This is a genomic window from Candidatus Phytoplasma meliae, assembly GCF_016876135.2.
The window spans coordinates 42,993-61,971 of sequence record NZ_JACAOD020000001.1 but is presented as its reverse complement, the minus strand read 5'-3'; the positions used below and the strand labels follow the sequence as shown (position 1 = coordinate 61,971).

Sequence of the window (18,979 nt, the reverse complement as noted above, 5' to 3'; positions counted from 1 at the left end):
AAAAAAATAAGATACAAGATATATAGATATATTAAAAAAATAAAGGGGTTAAGGAAATATGAGTGATGATAAGTCCAAATTAGAACAAGATATTTTTAACCAAGGGAATATCGAAAACATTAACCTTAGCGATGAAATGAAAAAGTCCTTTTTAAGTTATGCCATGAGTGTTATTGTTTCACGAGCTTTACCCGACATTAAAGATGGTTTAAAACCTGTTCAAAGACGTATTTTATATGGAATGAAAGAATTAGGCGTTTATAGCCATTCTAGTTATAAAAAAGCTGCTCGCGTTGTCGGGGATGTTATGGGGAAATTCCATCCTCATGGCGATTCTAGTATTTATGAGGCAATGGTACGTATGGCTCAAGATTTTAGCTATCGTTATCCTTTAGTTGATGGTCACGGTAATTTTGGTTCTATTGATGGTGATAAAGCAGCAGCAATGCGTTATACTGAAGTTAAAATGGCTAAAATTGCCATGGAATTAATTAAAAACATTGATAAAGAAACTATTGATTTTGTTGATAATTACGATGGTAGCGAAAAGGAACCTTTAGTTTTACCAACTACATTTCCTAATTTATTAATTAATGGAGCTACTGGGATTGCTGTGGGAATGGCTACTAAAATACCGACTCATAATTTGGGCGAAGTGGTTGATGGTTTAATTAGTTATATCCACAATAAAGACATTTCTCTTCATGAATTAATGCAACATATTAAAGGACCTGATTTTCCTACTGGTGGTGAACTTTTAGGTTTAAAACGACTTGAAAATGCTTATAAAACAGGTCAAGGAACAGTTATTTTAAAAGCTAAAGCTCATATTATAACCGAAAAAGGGCGTACTTCGATTATTGTTACTGAAATCCCTTATCAAGTTAAAAAAAGTGTTTTAATTGAAAAAATCGCTCTTTTGGTGAAAAATAAAATAATTGAAGGAATTACTGACTTAAGAGATGAATCTAATCGTCAAGGAATGAAAATAGTAATTGAATTAAAAAGAGATGCCAATGCTAAGATTGTCTTAAATCAATTGTATAAACACTCTCAATTAAGAGTTTCTTTTGGCATTAATATGGTAGCTTTAGTTGACCGTAAACCTCAGTTAGTTTCTTTAAAACAAATTTTAGAAGCTTTTTTTCATTTCCGTATCAATGTTATTAATCGTCAAAAGATGTTTGAATTACAAAAAGCTAATGCTCGTAAACATTTAGTGATAGCTTTTTTAACTATTTTAAAAGATATTGAACACGCTATTCAATTAATTAAAAAATCTGCTGATGTTAAAGATGCTCAACAAAAATTAATGTCACAATATCAATTTGATACTCTCCAAAGTAAAGCTATTTTAGAAATGAGTTTACAAAAATTAGCTAATCAAGAAACTCAAAAATTAATTACAGAAGAAGCTAATTTAACTAAAGAAATTAATGAATGTGAAAGCATTATTAAGTCTCAAACTAAAAAAGAAAAAATACTAGAAAAAGAACTTTTAGAAATTAAAAAGAAATATCAAGATCCAAGAAAAACAGTCCTTAATTTTGATTCTCTACTTGATTATCGAGATGAAGATTTGATTGAAGAAAAACCTCTTATTATCACTATTACTAATAAAGGTTATATCAAAAGTATGGAAATAGATACTTATAAACAACAAAAAAGAGGCGGCCAAGGAGTATCTGGGATGAAAGTTTATGAAGAAGATTTCATTGAACATTTAGCTACTACTTCTACTCATGATTATCATTTATTTTTTACGAATAAAGGGAAAGTTTATCAATTAAAAGGACATGAAATACCTTTAGGTTCAAGGCAATCCAAAGGAACCCCTTTAATTAATTTTTTACCATTTGAAAAGGGAGAATTTTTAACTTCTTTCACAAATGTTAAATCTTTTAACCAAAACCAAGATTATTTATTTTTTGCTACTAAAAAAGGAATAGTTAAAAAAACACCTTTAAAAGAATATTATAATATTAAAAAAAGAGGTTTAATTGCTATTAGGTTAAAAGAAGGAGATGAAGTATTAACAGTTAGCAAAACTAACGGACAACATACTATCGTTTTAGCATCTAATAATGGCAATGCTATTTGTTTTGATGAAATACAAACTAGAAAAACTAGCCGTAATAGTATGGGAGTTATGGGTATGCGCTTAAGCCCAGAAGAATTCTTAATTGGGGCTGCTGTTTTTGATGATAATTCTTTAATCCAAAGTATTTTAGTAATGACTGAAAATGGTTTTGGTAAAATTACTAATATTAATCAATACCGCATTCAATCTCGCAATGGTAAAGGTTCTAAAACTATTAAAGTGAATGCTGAAAAAGGACAACTAATTGCTTTAAAAGTAGTTTTGCCTTCTGATGAATTAATTATTTCTTCTGATAAAGGACAAGTAGTAAGAGTTTCGATCGAAAATATTACAAAAACCAAAAATAAAGCGACACAAGGAACTAAAATTATTAAATTAAAAAACGCTCACAAGGCTGTTTCAGTAGCTATTATTCAAAAAGAAGATTCTTTAAAAATTAATATTTAATTGTGATTGATCTTTTCTTCCCTTCTTTCCGACATCAATACTATTAAAAAGTGGTTTAAAAATGATATATTGTAATCAAATAACTAATTCTTTTAAAGAAACTAAAAAACTAGGCTTTTGGTTAGCTCAACAAATAGCTAATCGAACTCAAAAAACTATTATTTTGTTACAAGGAACTGTAGGTTCTGGCAAAACAACTTTTACTAAAGGTTTGATTCAATCTTTGGGAATTAATCAAATTATTGCCAGTCCTACTTTTGTCCTTATGAAAACTTATGAAACCACTAATCGTAAAGTTTATCATTTAGATTTATATAAATCACCTCTAGAAGAAGAATTTTTAGAGGAGTTATTAGAAGAATTTATTAATCCTGATATTTTAATAGTTGAATTCCCTCAAGATCATCGCTATCTTTTTCCTAATTTTAATTTTTTAATTAAAATTGATTTTATCAATGAAAAGCAACGAAGAATCACTATGGAACAAAATATATAATTTTCTTTCTTGGACAACAATTATGTAAAAAGGTAACTGCATTATGAAAACAAAAAATATTTTAATCCTAGATTCTTCTAGCAAAAGCAAAATAATTATTTTAAGCCAAAATAATCAAATTAAAACCTTAAAGCAACCACTTATATCAAAAGATTATGTAGCCTCTATTACCTCTTTAATAGATGCTATTTTAAAAGAAAATAATATGACTTTAAAAAACCTTGATCTTATCGTAGTAGGCGTTGGTCCTGGTTCTTATACTGGCACAAGAGTAGCTGTTTTAACTGCTAAAATGTTATCTTGGACTTTACAAATTCCTTTATATCAAATTAGTAGTTTAATTCTTTTAACTAGTGGTTATTCTTCCCAATTTTTAACACCTTTAGTAGATGCCAGAAATAATTTCTTTTTTGCTTTAAGTTTCAACTTAAAGCAAATTTGCTTAAAAGAAGGACGCTATGATAGTTCTTTTTTACAATTTTTTAAAAATCATATCTTAATTTCTGAAGAAAGTATTAAGATATCACTGAATAATATTTATCTTTTTATGACACAAGTTTTAAATCCTCATTTATTGGTCCCTAATTATTTAGTACAAACTCAAGCCGAACGTCAATTAAAAAATCAAAAGTTAACTAAAGATAATAAATAAACAAAAAGACTACTAACCTTTAAAGGTTAGTAGTCTTTTTGTTTGTAATTTAAACTAATTTTTCATTTTATTTGCCTTTTCTTTAACTTTTCCAAAAGTCAAACTATGACTTTAGTCTAATTAAGGTTCTTTCGTTATAAAAAGACCCTCCTTAAGGAGGGTCTTTAATGGATTTTAAATGACTTTCATTAAAAAAGACTAATTTTGAAAGTTATTCGTTTTTAATGAAAGAAAATAATAATAAAAGTAGCCTCAACAGGCTACTTATGTTTAATTGACTTAAGAAAGATATAGTTAAAAAATAAAATCAGAAAATAATAATATGGTGGCTCCGGGCAGAATCGAACTGCCGACACGAGGCTCTTCAGGCCACTGCTCTACCGACTGAGCTACAGAGCCTAATAAAAATGGCGGTCCGGACGGGACTTGAACCCGCGATCTCCTGCGTGACAGGCAAGCATGTTAACCACTACACCACCGAACCTTTATTTGGTTGCGGGGGAAGGATTCGAACCTACGACCTTCGGATTATGAGCCCGACGAGCTACCAAACTGCTCTACCCCGCGATATATAATAATAAAATGGAAAAATGATTAATGGCGGAGGAAGAGGGATTCGAACCCCCGCGTCCTTTCAGACCTCTCAGTTTTCAAGACTGACCCCTTCAACCGGACTTGGGTATTCCTCCAAAAAATGGTGGACCCGGTAGGATTCGAACCTACGACCAACCGGTTATGAGCCGGTAGCTCTGACCAGCTGAGCTACAGGTCCATGGTAGCGGCAGAGGGAGTCGAACCCTCGACCTCACGGGTATGAACCGTGCACTCTTGCCAGCTGAGCTACACCGCCATTGTGCAAAAATCAATATTAATATTTATTTTTATTTTTGGTGGAGCTTAGCGGGATCGAACCGCTGACCTTCTGTGTGCAAGACAGATGCTCTTCCAGCTGAGCTAAAGCCCCTAAATTGGTACCTGGAGTCGGACTTGAACCGACACGGTCTATCAACCATGGGATTTTAAGTCCCACGTGTCTACCGATTCCACCATCCAGGCAATAATTAAAAAAAGTTAAAATTTATGTTTGTATGCAAAAAAATTGGTATCCCGTGAAGGGGTCGAACCTTCGACACCTTGATTAAAAGTCAAGTGCTCTACCAACTGAGCTAACGGGACAAGTGGTGCCAAAAACAGGAATCGAACCCGTAACCTACTGATTACAAATCAGTTGCTCTACCGATTGAGCTATTTTGGCAATAAATTATTATAGTTAATATTAAAAACAAAATATAAAATTATTTTATCCGATATCATCAGAAAAAATATTTTCTGGTAGAGGATGAGGGGCTCGAACCCCCGACATTCTGCTTGTAAGGCAGACGCTCTCCCAACTGAGCTAATCCTCTTTGAGGAGTTTGAATTCAATGACGGAAAATAATTAAAGCAAACCTTGGCACTCCCTATCTTCGCTCGTGAAAACTATTGTCAGTACTAAGGACTTAACTGCTGTGTTCGGGATGGGAACAGGTGTGGCCCCTTAGTTTTATGCACCAAGGATCTTTCAAAACTAGATAAACGGGTTAAAAAAAATCAAAGTCAATGGATCTATTAGTACTAGTCAGCTGAAAAGATCACTCTTCTTAGACCTCTAGCCTATCAACCTGATCGTCTTTCAGGGATCTCATAGGGAAATCTCATCTTAAGGGAGGCTTCACACTTAGATGCTTTCAGTGTTTATCCCTTCTATACATAGCTACTCAGCTGTGGCTCTGGCGAACCAACTGAAACACCAGCGGTATATCCATCCCGGTCTTCTCATACTAGGGACAGTTCCTTTCAAATTTCCAACGCCCACGACGGATAGAGACCGAACTGTCTCACGACGTTCTGAACCCAGCTCGCGTTCCGCTTTAATGGGCGAACAGCCCAACCCTTGGAACCTTCTCCAGCTCCAGGATGCGATGAGCCGACATCGAGGTGCCAAACCGCTTCGTCGCTGTGAACGCTTGGAAGCGATAAGCCTGTTATCCCCAGGGTAGCTTTTATCCGTTGAGTCACGGCCCTTCCATTCGGTACCGTAAGATCACTAAGTCCGACTTTCGTCCCTGCTCGACTTGTCAGTCTCGCAGTCAAGCTCCCTTATGCCTTTATGCTCTACAAATGATTTCCAACCATTTTGAGGGAACCTTCGAACGCCTCCGTTACTTTTTAGGAGGCGACCGCCCCAGTCAAACTGCCCACCAAACACTGTCCCTCACAATCTACTTGTGCAGGTTAGAAACTAAAAATAACAAGGGTGGTATCCCAAGGATGACTCCCAAAAAACTAGCGTTTTTTGATCATAGTCTCCCACCTATCCTGTACATCCTATTTCCAATTTCAATATTAAGTTGCAGTAAAGCTCCATGGGGTCTTTTCGTCCTGTCGCGGGTAACCGGCATTTTCACCGGTAATTTGATTTCACCGAGGCTCTTGTTGAGACAGCGCCCAAATCGTTATGCCTTTCGTGCGGGTCGGAACTTACCCGACAAGGAATTTCGCTACCTTAGGACCGTTATAGTTACGGCCGCCGTTTACTGGGACTTCAATTCAATGCTTCGTTACCTGACATCTCCTTTTAATCTTCCAGCACCGGGCAGGCATCAGCCCTTATACATCACCTTGCGGTTTAGCAAAGACCTATGTTTTTGATAAACAGTCGCTTGGGCCTATTCTCTGCGGCTTTTACTTTTAATAAAAGCTCTCCTTATCCCGAAGTTACGGAGTCATTTTGCCGAGTTCCTTAACAAGAGTTTGCTCGCGCGTCTTAGTATACTCTACCTTCCCACCTGTGTCGGTTTACGGTACGGGTAGTTAATCAATTAACCCTAGAAGCTTTTCTTGAAAGCATGACATCAATCACTTTACTTTCAAACCTCATCTTTAAATGAGCAAACGGATTTGCCTATCTGCTCAGACTTAGTTTTTCTACCCCAATCCAATCAGGGGCGCGTTTAGCCTTCTTTGTCCCTCCATCAGTTGATTAACTAGTGCAGGAATCTCAGCCTGCTTGCCATCGGCTACGGACTTCTCCCTCACCTTAGGACCCGACTAACCCAGGGAGGACGAACCTGGCCCTGGAAACCTTGGGTTTTTGACGGATAGGATTCTCACCTATCTTTTCGTTACTTACACCGGCATTCTCACTTCTGACCTCTCCACCACTGCTTCCGCTATGGCTTCACTGATGTCAGAACGCTTCCCCTACCATTGAAATAACTATAAATAGTTATTCTAATCCGTAGCTTCGGTATGATGTTTTAGCCCCGGTACATTTTCGGCGCAGAGTCATTCGACTAGTGAGCTATTACGCACTCTTTAAAGGATGGCTGCTTCTAAGCCAACCTCCTAGTTGTTTTAACGTCTTCACTTCCTTTGCCACTTAACATCAATTTTGGGACCTTAGCTGACGGTCTGGGCTCTTTCCCTTTTGACCATGGACCTTATCACCCACAGTCTGACTGCTGATTTTATTTGATAACATTCGGAGTTTGATTGAATTCGGTACCCCGAGGTGGAGCCCTTACTCATTCAGTGCTCTACCTTCATCAAATAACCAAATCAACGCTAGCCCTAAAGCTATTTCGGGGAGAACCAGCTATCTCTGAGTTCGATTGGAATTTCACCCCTAGCCACAAGTCATCCAAACACTTTTCAACGTGTCCTGGTTCGGTCCTCCATTTAGTTTTACCTAAATTTCAACCTGCTCATGGCTAGCTCACTTCAGTTTCGGGTCTATGACATGCAACTAAAACGCCCTTTTAAGACTCGCTTTCGCTACGGCTCCGTTCCTTCAAACTTAACCTTGCTCCATATCATAACTCGCCGGTTCATTCTGCAAAAGGCAAGCCATCACACTTTAACGTGCTTTGACTAATTGTAAGCACACAGTTTCAGGATCTATTTCACTCCCCTTTCGGGGTTCTTTTCACCTTTCCCTCACGGTACTAGTTCACTATCGGTCACTAAGTAGTATTTAGCCTTAGGAGATGGTCCTCCCATCTTCCGACAAGATTTCTCGTGTCTCGCCGTACTTGTTGATACCCTAGATTTTAACTTACGTTTACGGGACTGTCACCCACTATGGTACTTCTTTCCAAAAGCTTCTACTTCGTTAAAACTTTATAACTAGCAATGGTATCAGGCTATTCCGGGTTCGCTCGTCACTACTACCAGAATCGTTATTACTTTCTTTTCCTGCAGTTACTTAGATATTTCAGTTCACTGCGTTTCCTTCCTCTTGCGAGGATGTTACAGCTTCAATGTAACGGGTTGTCCCATTCGGATACCCACGGATCTCCACTTATTTACAGCTTCCCGTGGCGTTTCGCCGTTAATTGCGTCCTTCATCGGCTCTTAGTGCCAAGGCATCCACTGTGCGCCCTTAATTCCTTTGATTTTTTTAACCTTAGTTTATCTACTTTTCAAAGAGCTTTTTTAAGATGTGACCTATTTTGGTGGGCCTAAATGGACTTGAACCACCGACCTCACGCTTATCAGGCGTGTGCTCTAACCAACTGAGCTATAGGCCCTAATCTTAAAAAATGAAAAACTTTTTTAAGTCTCTCAAAACTGAAGATGATAACTTTTTCCTTAGAAAGGAGGTGATCCATCCCCACCTTCCGGTAGGGATACCTTGTTACGACTTAACCCCAATCATCAACCCTACCTTAGACGGCTCCCTCTTGATTGCTCAAGTTAGGCCACCGGCTTTGGGTATTGCCAACTTTCGTGGTTTGACGGGCGGTGTGTACAAACCCCGAGAACGTATTCACCGCGACATGCTGATTCGCGATTACTAGCGATTCCAACTTCATGAAGTCGAGTTGCAGACTTCAATCCGAACTGAGACTGTTTTTTTGAGATTTGCCAAAAGCTCGCGCTTCAGCTACCCTTTGTAACAGCCATTGTATCACGTTTGTAGCCCAGGTCATAAGGGGCATGATGATTTGACGTCGTCCCCACCTTCCTCCAATTTATCATTGGCAGTCTTGCTAAAGTCCCCAACTTAATGATGGCAATTAACAACAAGGGTTGCGCTCGTTGCGGGACTTAACCCAACATCTCACGACACGAGCTGACGACAACCATGCACCACCTGTGCAACTGATAACCTCCACTGTATTTCTACAACTTTGCAGAAGCATGTCAAGACCTGGTGAGGTTTTTCGGGTACCTTCGAATTAAACAACATGATCCACCGCTTGTGCGGAGTCCCGTCAATTCCTTTAAGTTTCATACTTGCGTACGTACTACTCAGGCGGAGTACTTAATGTGTTAACTTCGACACTGGTTTAACCCAACGTCTAGTACTCATCGTTTACGGCGTGGACTACCAGGGTATCTAATCCTGTTTGCTCCCCACGCTTTCGTGCCTCAGCGTCAGTTAAGACCCAGCAAGCCGCCTTCGCTTATGGTGTTCCTCCATATCTTTACGCATTTTACCGCTACACATGGAATTCCACTTGCCTCTATCCAACTCTAGTCAAACAGTTTTTATAGCATCACAATGTTAAGCATTGCACTTAGACCATAAACTTATTAAACCGCCTACGCACCCTTTACGCCCAATAATTCCGGATAACGCTCGCCCCCTATGTATTACCGCGGCTGCTGGCACATAGTTAGCCGGGGCTTATTCATTAAGTACCGTCATAATGGTTTTTCCACCATCTTTTCTTCCTTAATAAAAGAACTTTACGTACCGAAATACTTCATCGTTCACGCGGCGTTGCTCGGTCAGAGTTTCCTCCATTGCCGAAAATTCCCTACTGCTGCCTCCCGTAGGAGTTTGGACCGTGTCTCAGTTCCAATGTGGCCGTTCAGCCTCTCAGCCCGACTACACATCATCGTCTTGGTAGGCTTTTACCCTACCAACTAACTAATGTGACGCAAGCCCCTCCTTAAGCATACCTATTGCTAGGTCTTTTAAAAATAAGAAGATGCCTTCTTATCTCCTATCCAGTCTTAGCAGTCGTTTCCAACTGTTATCCTCGTCTTAAGGGCAGATTACTTACGCGTTACTCACCCGTTCGCCACTAAAATTTAATTGCTTAAATTTCCGTTCGACTTGCATGTATTAGGCACGCCGCCAGCGTTAATCCTGAGCCAGGATCAAACTCTTCGTATATTGTTACTATTACTTTTAAATTAAACTAGTTAATTTAAAAAATGAAATTAAAAATTTATAAGTATCATCTTCAGTTTTCAAAGATTAAAAAAAGAATCTTAATGGTGAAGGGAGATGGATTCGAACCATCGTACCTTACGGAACAGTTTTACAGACTGCTGCGTTTAGCCACTTCGCTATCCCTCCAAAATTAAAAATGTAAAATTTATTTACCTAATTTATTATAACACAGACAAAAGGAAAAAGCAATTTTTTTAAAATTTAATTTAAAAATGCATATTTAGTAAAAATAGACAACCATTAATCTTTGGTAAAACAAATTATCAAATACAATATTTGTCTATTTTTAAAATAGTGATGCAAAAAATTAAATAGATTTATTTTTCAATTCCCAATATTTTTTTTCCAATTTTTTGCGAGTAATTAAAGTTTGAAAAATAGTATAAGTATTTCCAACAATCCAATATAAAGATAAAACTGTATTAGAACGAGAAAAAAAGACCATCATTAAAATCATAATCCAACTTGTAATTTTCATTGTTTTTTCTGACTGTTTAGCTTTCATTTTTTGTTCTGCAGTTAAATGATGTGTAGAAGTTTTTAAATAATCAGGTTTTTTAAAACTTATCTTATTTAAAATAAACATTGTTATACCCACTAAAAAAGATAATAAAATAACAATAGAAATGTCATTAGGTTGATCGGGATCTAAACTAATAAATCCTAAAAAAGGTTGGTGAATTAAAGCAGAAGTTTCAAAAATACCTCCCTGAATTAAAAAACGACGTAAAGTTTGGTTGATAGCAATGAATAAAGGTAGTTGTAAAAAGGAAACTAAAAAACCCCAAAAACTAAAATTATTCTTACGATAAACTTTTAAAATTTCTAACTGCATTTTTTGAATAGAAGCAGGATCTTTTTGTAAAGCATATTTTTGTTTCACTTTTGCAATTTCAGGTTGCAATAAATTCATATTCATGCTAAAAGTACTAGTTTTGGTATAAATAGGCCAAGTTAAGGTGCGGATGATAATAGTGGTTAACACAACACCAAGTCCCAAGTTTCCAAAAAACGCGCCACCACCAATATTAATTAAAAAAGTTGAGAAAAAATATAATAGAAAACTAATAGAAATAATTAAAACATTCCACAAATAACCAAAAAGACTCCAATCCAACCTAGAAGGCCATTGAATTGGCAGAGAAGAGTTGGTAATGTAAGTTTCTATTGTTACTGTTACTTTTTCTGATTCTGATGATGACGACTGGGGTGATAATATAAGTTCGACACTAGAAGAAGAATCATTGGAAACATTATTAAAGAGTTTTTGAGGTTCTTTGACACCAGGAGATAATTCAATTTTTTCAATCGTACTCTTGTTATTAATTGTTAAATGTTTTTGAATTTTATGCAAGTATTCTTTACCACTAATATATTCACAATTAGTGCCAGCAGGAATAGTCCAAAAGGCATACATAATTTTAATTTTTTCTGCGTCTGATTTAGCCGATTTAAATGATAAGTTTAATGGTGGAAGACTAACAACTGATTCATTTTCAACAACTGGTGGTAATTTAGAAAGCAATCCGAAAAAATATTTTTCATTTTTTTTTCTTTCAAACCATTTATCATAATCTTCTTGTTTATCTATTTTAACTTCTTTATTTTTATGATCAACAGCATAAATAACAAAGTGATCCGCACCAATGTTAACTTTTTGTAAAAACTTAATATTTAAAGCTTTTTTTGGCCAAAAAAACCAAATACCTATAACTAACAAAGTAATTATTAAAAAAAAAGAATTTTTTTTAAGAATACTGTTTTTAACATCCATATTTATTAATCCTTTATTTTAATGATTAGGAAGCAGCAAGTTAATTTTTAAAGCAAATTGTGCAAATAAATTTTTTAATTGCTGAAAATTTAAACCTTTAGCTTGAGGCTTAATAACGATCACAAAAAACATTTCTGGATTCAAATGAAGAGAATAATTAGTAATAATTGATCGGAAACGCCTTTTGATTAAATTTCTTTGATAAGCTTTGCCATATTTTTTACCAACACTCAAAGCAAACTTAAAATGAGAAGTAGTTTTTTGCAAAACATAATGAATAATAAAACAAAAATTACCACGTCTTTTTTTAGATTTAAAAACAGATGTAACTTCGCTTTCTTTTTTAAGAATATATTTTCTTTTCATCTTTTTAAATAACCCTAAAACTCTTCAACTTCTATGTTTATAATTCAAGCAAGCAAGCAAAAATATTTACAGTCTTTTTGCTTAAAAAAGATAAATCAAAAGGTGCCAAAAAAACATGTCTTAATGGTTAATTTGATTTATTCTTAACATTTAAACAGTTAATTGAACACGGCCTTTGGCTCTTCTGCGCGCAAGCACTTTGCAACCGCCAGCAGTTGCCATTCTTGCTCGAAAACCATGAGTTCTTTTTCTTTTAATTTTACTAGGTTGATATGTTCGTTTCATAAAAAAACCTCTCTTCTATTTAAACACACTTTTATAATTATAACTTTTTTATTGTTAAATGTCAATATCCAAAAATATTATTTACAAGAAATAAATATAATTATCATGCATCCATAAAAAAACCTAAAAACATAATAATTAGATTTTTAATAAGCTCTAGCAAATAAAACAGTTTGCAAGGCTTTTTGATGTGTTACCGGACAATTAGTAGTAATTAAGGGAGTTTCTAAAATAACTCTTGCAATAGCTCCAGTTTCCGCTTTAATGCGCATTTCAGCTTCAGTTCCTGCAATACTCATCGCCACATAACCTCCTTTTTGAAGATATGTTTTAAATTCTTCATAAGTAGATGCTTGATGACGATTAGCTTCTAAATGTTGCAAGGCTTTTTGATACATATTATCATGAATTGTTTGTAGTAATTGAGGAATTTCTTCTTTCAAAGTGGAAATTTTAATATTACGTTTATCAAAATTATATCTTTGAAAAAGAGTGATTTCTTCTTTCATTAAATCACGTTTACCAATTTCAATTCTCAAAGGAACTCCTTTGAGTTCATACTGACTGAATTTCCAACCAGGAGTTTTTTTTTGCAAATCCAAATGAACGCGATAATCTTGTTTTAATAAGTTAAATATTTGATGGGCAGTTTGTTGTACCAATTCTTCTTGGGGATGCAAAGGAATAATAACAATTTGTATCGGAGCAATATAAGGAGGCAATACTAAACCTTCATCATCGCTATGAACCATAATTAAAGCACCTATTAAACGAGTTGAAATACCCCAAGATGTTTGATGCACGTATTTATTTTGGTGATCTCGATCTTGGAATTGAATTTGAAAAGGTTTAGCGAAATTAGTTCCTAAATAATGTGAAGTTCCTGATTGTAAAGCTTGACCATCATACATTAAAGCTTCAATAGAATAAGTAATTAAAGCCCCAGCAAATTTTTCACTTTCGGTTTTTCGACCGCAAACAAAAGGGATGGCTAAAAGTTCTTTACCTAATTTTTGATACAGTTGAATAATATTTAAGGTCTGTTGGATAGCTTCTTGTTTGGTGGCATGAATGGTATGGCCTTCCTGCCATAAAAATTCTTTACCACGCAAAAAAGGTTTAGTGCTTTTTTCCCATCTTAAAACATTACACCATTGATTATATAACTTGGGTAAATCACGATAAGAATTAACAATTTTAGCATAATATTGAGAAAATAAAACTTCTGATGTTGGTCTAATAACTAATTTTTCAGATAATTCTTTGTGGCCAGTAGTGGTAACAATGGCTACTTCAGGGGAAAAGCCCTCAATATGTTCTTTTTCTTTTTGAAAAAGATTTTCCGAAAAAACTAAAGGGAAATAAACATTTTGATGCCCTGTTTTTTGTAACTCATTATTCACATATTTTTGAATATTTTCCCACAAAGAATAACCATAAGGAAGATAAATTATAAATCCTTTAATGTCTGAATATGCTATTAATTCAACTTTTAGGCAAATATCTGTATACCACTTTCCGAAATCAGATAAGCGTGAGGTAACTTTTGTAACCCGTTTTATTGTTTTCATTTTAAGATGACCTTTATATAGTTATTGAAAAAATAACTATTTTTAAAATTAAATATAAAATTTTCAGTTTGGAATTTCAACTATTAGTTAAATGTAGGCGAATGTGGGCGAAAACAAAAAGGATTAATAACTAAAAGAATGTAATTCAAAAATAAATATTTAAACAAAATCCAACTAAAAAGATAATTTTATTGAAATATTTATTTTTTTAAACTAACGAAACAAGTATTTTCAAGATATTATTTTTTTTCATGCAAAAAATATTTTAATCCAAATGAAATACATAAAAAATGGCGGAGCAGAAGGGATTCGAACCCTTGCACCGATTTCTCGGACTACGTCCTTAGCAGGGACGCCTCTTATAGCCGCTTGAGTACTACTCCTTCAATATACAAGTTTTTTAAAATATTTTAAGGATAAAAATCAAATAAACATTAAAGGAAATAAAAATAAAATCCAACAAAATAAAAAAGAAAGTGGAGGCCCCGAACGGATTTGAACCGTTGATCAAGCTTTTGCAGAGCCATGCCTTACCACTTGGCTACAGGGCCAAAAAATAAAAAATTAATTATTGCAAGCAGTTTTCATAAGAGCTTCAATTTCGTGAATTTCTTTAGGAATTTTTTGAGATAAATTAATAGCCCCGTCTTTGGTGACCAAAAGATCATCTTCAATCCTAATGCCAATATTGAATTTTTTCAAATACAATCCTGGTTCAATAGTAATAACACTATTTTCTCCAATAATATTAGAATAGTTACACACATCATGAACATCTAAACCTAAATGATGAGCCAACCCGTGATAACAATACTGATCAATGCTTTGACCATCTTCTAAAAGAGATAACTCTTTTAAACCTTGAGTTAAAATAGCTTTACCATATTGATTTAATTGGGTAAAAGTATATTCTGGTTTTACAAAAGCAATCAGTTCTTTATTGGCTTTTAACACTAAACTATAAAGTTTTTTTTGCAAAGAAGTAAAAAAACCACTAACAGGATAACAACGCGTAATATCAGATGAATAATGATTATAAGTAACTCCTGAATCCAACAATAAAAGATCATTAGATTGCAATTGTGAATGATTGCGATCATAATGTAAAATTAAGGCATTCTTGCCAGAAGCGGCAATCGTTTGAAAAGCATTATTAGTGTGTTTGTTTTCCAAAAAATAATGAAATAAGGCAGTTACTTGATATTCATACATAGGTAGTTTAATTTTTGGTAATAAATAACTTAAGGCTTGTTGGTGAATATCAATAGCCATCTTAATTTGTTCTTGCTCGTAATTACTTTTACTTTGGCGCAAAGAAGATAACAAAGGAGAACTATTATAAATTTTTAAAAAAGGATACAAAGATAATAATTTTTGTGAATATCGCGAAGCCCAACTAGCTTCTTGCTCCAAAGAACTATTTTGTCTTGATAAATCAAAATAAATACTATCTAAAGAAGCAACAACAGCACTTCTCAAAGGATTAATTGTTTGCAACAAAAAGGAAGAAAAAGATTCTATTTGATGAAGATGAGATATATTAATTTGCGATATTTGCGAAGCATCAGCAAAACTTAAAACATCGCCATCCCATAACGTTTTATAAGAATTACTTGCTTCTAAAAATAAATAAGTTTTATGACTATGTAAAGTTTTAATAATCAATAAAATGACATTGTCCTGATTAATTCCTGTTAAATAATAAAAATTATGATTAACTGCAAAAGGAAAGTATTGATCAGCACTTTTAATAATTTTTTTACCAGAATAAAATAAAGCTAAGGTATTAGGTTGCATTTCATTAATAAAATTATTTCGATTTTGTAAAAACATAAAACCATGAATCCTTTTTTTACATCTGATGTTATTGCAAACATAAGTGTTTTATAGCTGCAATATCGAAAAAACAAACATCAATGAAACTTTTTTAACAAATAATAAAAATCAAAAAAATTATTTTTTTTCTCGATGTAAAGTATGTGTTCTTGTAAAAGGACAATATTTTTTCAATTCTAAACGCCCAAGGGTTCTTTTTTTATTTTTATCAGTATGATAATTTTCTCTTTTACAATCTGTACAAACCAATTTTACTAAATCACGCATCTTTGATTATTCTCCTAACTATTAAATCAATATAAACTTATTATATCAAAAATTTATATTCAAAATCAAAAAATTATTATTATTGTTGTAATTTAAAATGATATTTGGTACCCACCATTCTTCTTTTCATATACAAAAGGATAAATGTCATTAAAAAAATTGGTACAAAAAGCACAATAAAAATAACAAAAACACGTTCATATCCGCCATAACGAAAAAGATATTGCTTTTTTCTTTCTTTGTGTTTGCTTGATTCAGTTGGATTTTGAGCTTTATTTAATTTAGCTTTTTTTTGATTTTCAAATTCTTGATCAGGGTAAAAAGGGGAAAAAAACCAATAAGGGAAATGTTTAAAAGGATCGATTTTAGCATCTGCTGGAGAATTAACAATAGGTTGATCTTTTTTAAAATGACATAAATATGGTTTAATAGCAAAATAACCAAATAAACTAAAAAACAACATATAAAGAAAAGGATGAACCCAAGCAATCCATATTTTGCGATAAGAAATAGCAAAGATATTAACTTTAAAATAAAAATAAACAAAAGTTAAAGGGGTTAAAGTATGTAGTAAATGTGAAAGAAAATAAGAAAGTTTGAATTGAAATGTAGTTAATTGTTGAAATTGATTAATAACAATATGAAAAATTAACCCTGTCATTAAAATACTAATTAAACAAGCAAAAACCAAATAATGATACCACTTTTGATAACGATATTTAGTGAAAAATAAAATATAAACCAATAAAACAAATAAATTACTTTGATAAGTGAAATAAAAAACCATTTTGATCAAAGTATTGTGATTAGGATACCAACTAGTGCCATAATCTAAAATTCCTTCGCGCACATATTCAGGAGTTTGGTATTTATTATCCCAATATGATTTGTTGTTCTTACGAGCATTGTCATAATCAACAACAAAAGCAAAAATCATAACAAAAATAGCTAACATTAAAAAAAAGGAAACAACGTTAGTGTTTTTAAAATAATTACGAATAGATATTATCTTTTTAATTTTTTGTTTAATTTGTGGTTTAATTTTCATATCACGACCTTTGATATTTAAAAAATTATTTTTACAAATAATCGGTATTAAATTTTCATTTAGGAAAAATTTAAGATTTTTCTTAATGTTTAATAATAGGTTTAATCAAGTTGTCTTCTAAAGCTTGAGGAAAAGGATATTTTTCTTCACGCATTCTTTTAAATAATAAATAAATAAAACCTCTTTGAAAATCAATGCGAGTAATAACTGCTATTTCTTTTTCATTTTCAACTCTTGCTCTTTGTCCTATTAAATTAGTTTTAGGGAAAGTTTTCACTATCGGCAATACCTACTTTCTTTTAGAACGAATTTCTTGACCAAAAAAACAAAAAGATCAAGAATAAAAAAATATAATAAAAAAAACAAACTAAGAAAAGTTTGTTTTTTTATTACAAAAATACTCACAAAAACTAACGATAATTTTTTTAAGAAATAAAAATATCTTTAAAACTTTTGCTAAATTTAAAAACAGGAACTTTTTTAGCTGGAATATCAATAGGTTTGCCGGTTCTAGGATTTTTCCCTTGGTACGCATTTCTTTGCTTCACTTCGAAAGTGCCAAAACCAGTTAAAGTAATTTTTTCTTCTTCTTCAAGAGATTGCATACTTTCTGCAATTACGTCAACAAAACTAGTAAGTAATTTGTCAGCGTCTTTTTGACTAATACCATTTTTTTCAGCTAATTTTTTTAAAAATTCTAACTTACTCATTTTTTTTACTTCCTTTCTTTTAAATTACATACTTATTATAACATCAAAAATATTTTACAAACAAAAACAAATAATTTTTTCAAATACTAATCAATTTTAAATATTTTTAACAATCATTTTTAAAAGGTCTTTGCATCAATTCATCCAAAATAACTTCAAAAGCTTTATTTTCAAAAATCAAGGCATGTGCTGATTGAATAAGAGGTAAATTTAAATGATGTTGTAATTGTAACTGATAAAAAGCTTGTAAACTTTGAAAACCTTCAATAATTTGAGAAGAATCATCCATAATCTGTTGATAAGTTTTACCTGAACCAATTTTAATACCAGCAGTAAAATTTCTCGAATAGGAACTAAAAGCAGTAACAATTAAATCACCTAAACCAGGCAACCCCAAAACTGTTTGAGGATTACCGCGATAAAAAGCAACTAAACGCGACATTTCTAAAATCCCACGACTCATCAAAGCTGCTTGAGAATTGATGCCAAACTTTTTAGCAACTAAAATACCGTTAATCAACGCTAACACGTTTTTAAAAGAACTACAAATTTCATTGCCCACCAAATCCACAGAAGTATAAATTTTTAAATATTGCGAATTGGAAAAAATTTTTTGAATATCGGCAGCAAAAGAGGGATCGCGCGAAGATGCTGTCAAAAAGGTTAATTTTCTTAAAATAACTTCTTCGGCATGCGAAGGACCCATTAAAGAAGCATAATTTTTAAGTAAAGGAGCAGGAATAACTTGGGTTACAATTTGCGAAACACGTAAAAAAGTAAGTGGTTCGATTCCTTTTGACACATTAACAAAAGCTTTAGGAGTTTTAATTAATAAAGCTGCTTCTTGCAACACTTGTCGCATTACTTTAATAGGAACAGCAAGAACCAATAAATCAGAATATAATAATGCTTCTGAAAGATTAGAAACAGCTTTAATATTTTTCAAAGAAACGTTAAAAAGAGGGTGTTCCCCTTGATTTATTTTATCGATATAACGACAATTAAGATCATAAACTAAAACTTGATGACAATTATCAGTTAGCACTTGAGCTAAGGTAGCACCCCAAGCACCGCTTCCAATAATAGTAATTTTCATAATGTCCAAAAACCTTTCTTGAAAATAAAAACATGGATAATTAGTAAACAAAAAATATAAATGAGCTAATAACTAAAATAACCAAAGATAAAGGGACATAA

General features: G+C 33.2%; 13 protein-coding genes, 15 tRNA genes and 3 rRNA genes. 3 read left to right on the top strand and 28 right to left on the bottom strand.

Annotation, left to right across the window (positions count from 1 at the left end):
• Nucleotides 1–58: 58 nt before the first annotated feature.
• The 3 genes from gyrA to tsaB all read left to right on the top strand — a co-directional run bounded on the left by gyrA (nucleotide 59) and on the right by tsaB (nucleotide 3,696).
• Nucleotides 59–2,548 carry a DNA gyrase subunit A gene (gyrA, locus tag CHTY_RS00445; RefSeq protein WP_203551964.1) on the top strand — a complete coding sequence of 830 codons (2,490 nt, stop codon included), beginning with the start codon at nucleotides 59–61 and terminating at the stop codon, nucleotides 2,546–2,548.
• A gap of 61 nt (nucleotides 2,549–2,609) precedes the next feature.
• On the top strand, nucleotides 2,610–3,044 hold the full coding sequence (gene tsaE / locus CHTY_RS00440) for a tRNA (adenosine(37)-N6)-threonylcarbamoyltransferase complex ATPase subunit type 1 TsaE (RefSeq protein ID WP_203551963.1): 435 nt from the start codon (nucleotides 2,610–2,612) through the stop codon (nucleotides 3,042–3,044).
• Nucleotides 3,045–3,087: 43 nt separating this feature from the next.
• Nucleotides 3,088–3,696 (top strand): tRNA (adenosine(37)-N6)-threonylcarbamoyltransferase complex dimerization subunit type 1 TsaB, encoded by a 609-nt coding sequence (tsaB, locus tag CHTY_RS00435; protein WP_203551962.1) that lies wholly within the window; start codon nucleotides 3,088–3,090, stop codon nucleotides 3,694–3,696.
• A 323-nt stretch (nucleotides 3,697–4,019) separates the two neighbouring features.
• On the opposite strand, the gene CHTY_RS00430 is transcribed toward tsaB, so the two are convergent.
• The 28 genes from CHTY_RS00430 to CHTY_RS00295 form a co-directional block, all read right to left on the bottom strand.
• Nucleotides 4,020–4,095 (bottom strand) — tRNA-Phe (locus CHTY_RS00430).
• Nucleotides 4,096–4,104: 9 nt separating this feature from the next.
• A tRNA-Asp gene (locus tag CHTY_RS00425) sits at nucleotides 4,105–4,180 on the bottom strand.
• Between the two features lie 6 nt (nucleotides 4,181–4,186).
• Nucleotides 4,187–4,263, bottom strand: a tRNA-Met gene (locus CHTY_RS00420).
• Between the two features lie 31 nt (nucleotides 4,264–4,294).
• Nucleotides 4,295–4,385: transfer RNA gene (locus tag CHTY_RS00415), tRNA-Ser, on the bottom strand.
• A 6-nt stretch (nucleotides 4,386–4,391) separates the two neighbouring features.
• A tRNA-Ile gene (locus tag CHTY_RS00410) sits at nucleotides 4,392–4,468 on the bottom strand.
• A gap of 1 nt (nucleotide 4,469) precedes the next feature.
• Nucleotides 4,470–4,546, bottom strand: a tRNA-Met gene (locus CHTY_RS00405).
• A 38-nt stretch (nucleotides 4,547–4,584) separates the two neighbouring features.
• Nucleotides 4,585–4,660 (bottom strand) — tRNA-Ala (locus tag CHTY_RS00400).
• A 5-nt stretch (nucleotides 4,661–4,665) separates the two neighbouring features.
• A tRNA-Leu gene (locus CHTY_RS00395) sits at nucleotides 4,666–4,752 on the bottom strand.
• 44 nt (nucleotides 4,753–4,796) lie between these two features.
• Nucleotides 4,797–4,872: transfer RNA gene (locus tag CHTY_RS00390), tRNA-Lys, on the bottom strand.
• A 3-nt stretch (nucleotides 4,873–4,875) separates the two neighbouring features.
• Nucleotides 4,876–4,951: transfer RNA gene (locus tag CHTY_RS00385), tRNA-Thr, on the bottom strand.
• 75 nt (nucleotides 4,952–5,026) lie between these two features.
• Nucleotides 5,027–5,102, bottom strand: a tRNA-Val gene (locus CHTY_RS00380).
• Between the two features lie 42 nt (nucleotides 5,103–5,144).
• Nucleotides 5,145–5,251 (bottom strand): 5S ribosomal RNA (gene rrf / locus CHTY_RS00375).
• Nucleotides 5,252–5,283: 32 nt separating this feature from the next.
• Nucleotides 5,284–8,133 (bottom strand): 23S ribosomal RNA (locus CHTY_RS00370).
• A gap of 57 nt (nucleotides 8,134–8,190) precedes the next feature.
• A tRNA-Ile gene (locus CHTY_RS00365) sits at nucleotides 8,191–8,267 on the bottom strand.
• Between the two features lie 65 nt (nucleotides 8,268–8,332).
• Nucleotides 8,333–9,865: ribosomal RNA gene (locus tag CHTY_RS00360) — 16S ribosomal RNA — on the bottom strand.
• Together the 16S, 23S and 5S rRNA genes with 13 tRNA genes alongside form the textbook arrangement of a ribosomal RNA operon.
• A 102-nt stretch (nucleotides 9,866–9,967) precedes the next feature.
• Nucleotides 9,968–10,051, bottom strand: a tRNA-Tyr gene (locus tag CHTY_RS00355).
• A 181-nt stretch (nucleotides 10,052–10,232) separates the two neighbouring features.
• Nucleotides 10,233–11,699, bottom strand: coding sequence for a YidC/Oxa1 family membrane protein insertase (locus tag CHTY_RS00350; RefSeq protein WP_203551961.1), 1,467 nt, complete (start codon nucleotides 11,697–11,699; stop codon nucleotides 10,233–10,235).
• An 18-nt stretch (nucleotides 11,700–11,717) separates the two neighbouring features.
• Nucleotides 11,718–12,065: a ribonuclease P protein component gene (rnpA, locus tag CHTY_RS00345; protein WP_203551960.1), complete on the bottom strand. Its 348-nt coding sequence runs from the start codon at nucleotides 12,063–12,065 to the stop codon at nucleotides 11,718–11,720.
• 150 nt (nucleotides 12,066–12,215) lie between these two features.
• Nucleotides 12,216–12,350, bottom strand: a complete 135-nt coding sequence (gene rpmH / locus CHTY_RS00340) for a 50S ribosomal protein L34 (protein ID WP_203551959.1) — start codon at nucleotides 12,348–12,350, stop codon at nucleotides 12,216–12,218.
• A 146-nt stretch (nucleotides 12,351–12,496) separates the two neighbouring features.
• Nucleotides 12,497–13,921: a proline--tRNA ligase gene (gene proS / locus CHTY_RS00335; RefSeq protein WP_203551958.1), complete on the bottom strand. Its 1,425-nt coding sequence runs from the start codon at nucleotides 13,919–13,921 to the stop codon at nucleotides 12,497–12,499.
• A gap of 291 nt (nucleotides 13,922–14,212) precedes the next feature.
• Nucleotides 14,213–14,304: transfer RNA gene (locus CHTY_RS00330), tRNA-Ser, on the bottom strand.
• A gap of 94 nt (nucleotides 14,305–14,398) precedes the next feature.
• A tRNA-Cys gene (locus tag CHTY_RS00325) sits at nucleotides 14,399–14,472 on the bottom strand.
• 13 nt (nucleotides 14,473–14,485) lie between these two features.
• Complete coding sequence (locus CHTY_RS00320; RefSeq protein ID WP_203551957.1) at nucleotides 14,486–15,754, bottom strand: aminopeptidase P family protein; 1,269 nt, start codon at nucleotides 15,752–15,754, stop codon at nucleotides 14,486–14,488.
• 120 nt (nucleotides 15,755–15,874) lie between these two features.
• On the bottom strand, nucleotides 15,875–16,024 hold the full coding sequence (gene rpmG, locus CHTY_RS00315; protein ID WP_203551956.1) for a 50S ribosomal protein L33: 150 nt from the start codon (nucleotides 16,022–16,024) through the stop codon (nucleotides 15,875–15,877).
• Nucleotides 16,025–16,103: 79 nt separating this feature from the next.
• Nucleotides 16,104–17,072: a hypothetical protein gene (locus tag CHTY_RS00310; RefSeq protein WP_203551955.1), complete on the bottom strand. Its 969-nt coding sequence runs from the start codon at nucleotides 17,070–17,072 to the stop codon at nucleotides 16,104–16,106.
• Nucleotides 17,073–17,154: 82 nt separating this feature from the next.
• Complete coding sequence (locus CHTY_RS00305; protein WP_308705361.1) at nucleotides 17,155–17,349, bottom strand: hypothetical protein; 195 nt, start codon at nucleotides 17,347–17,349, stop codon at nucleotides 17,155–17,157.
• 148 nt (nucleotides 17,350–17,497) lie between these two features.
• Nucleotides 17,498–17,782 (bottom strand): HU family DNA-binding protein, encoded by a 285-nt coding sequence (locus CHTY_RS00300; RefSeq protein WP_203551954.1) that lies wholly within the window; start codon nucleotides 17,780–17,782, stop codon nucleotides 17,498–17,500.
• Nucleotides 17,783–17,888: 106 nt separating this feature from the next.
• A complete protein-coding gene (locus CHTY_RS00295; RefSeq protein ID WP_203551953.1) occupies nucleotides 17,889–18,878 on the bottom strand; it encodes an NAD(P)H-dependent glycerol-3-phosphate dehydrogenase in 990 nt (329 codons plus the stop codon).
• Nucleotides 18,879–18,979 lie beyond the last annotated feature (101 nt).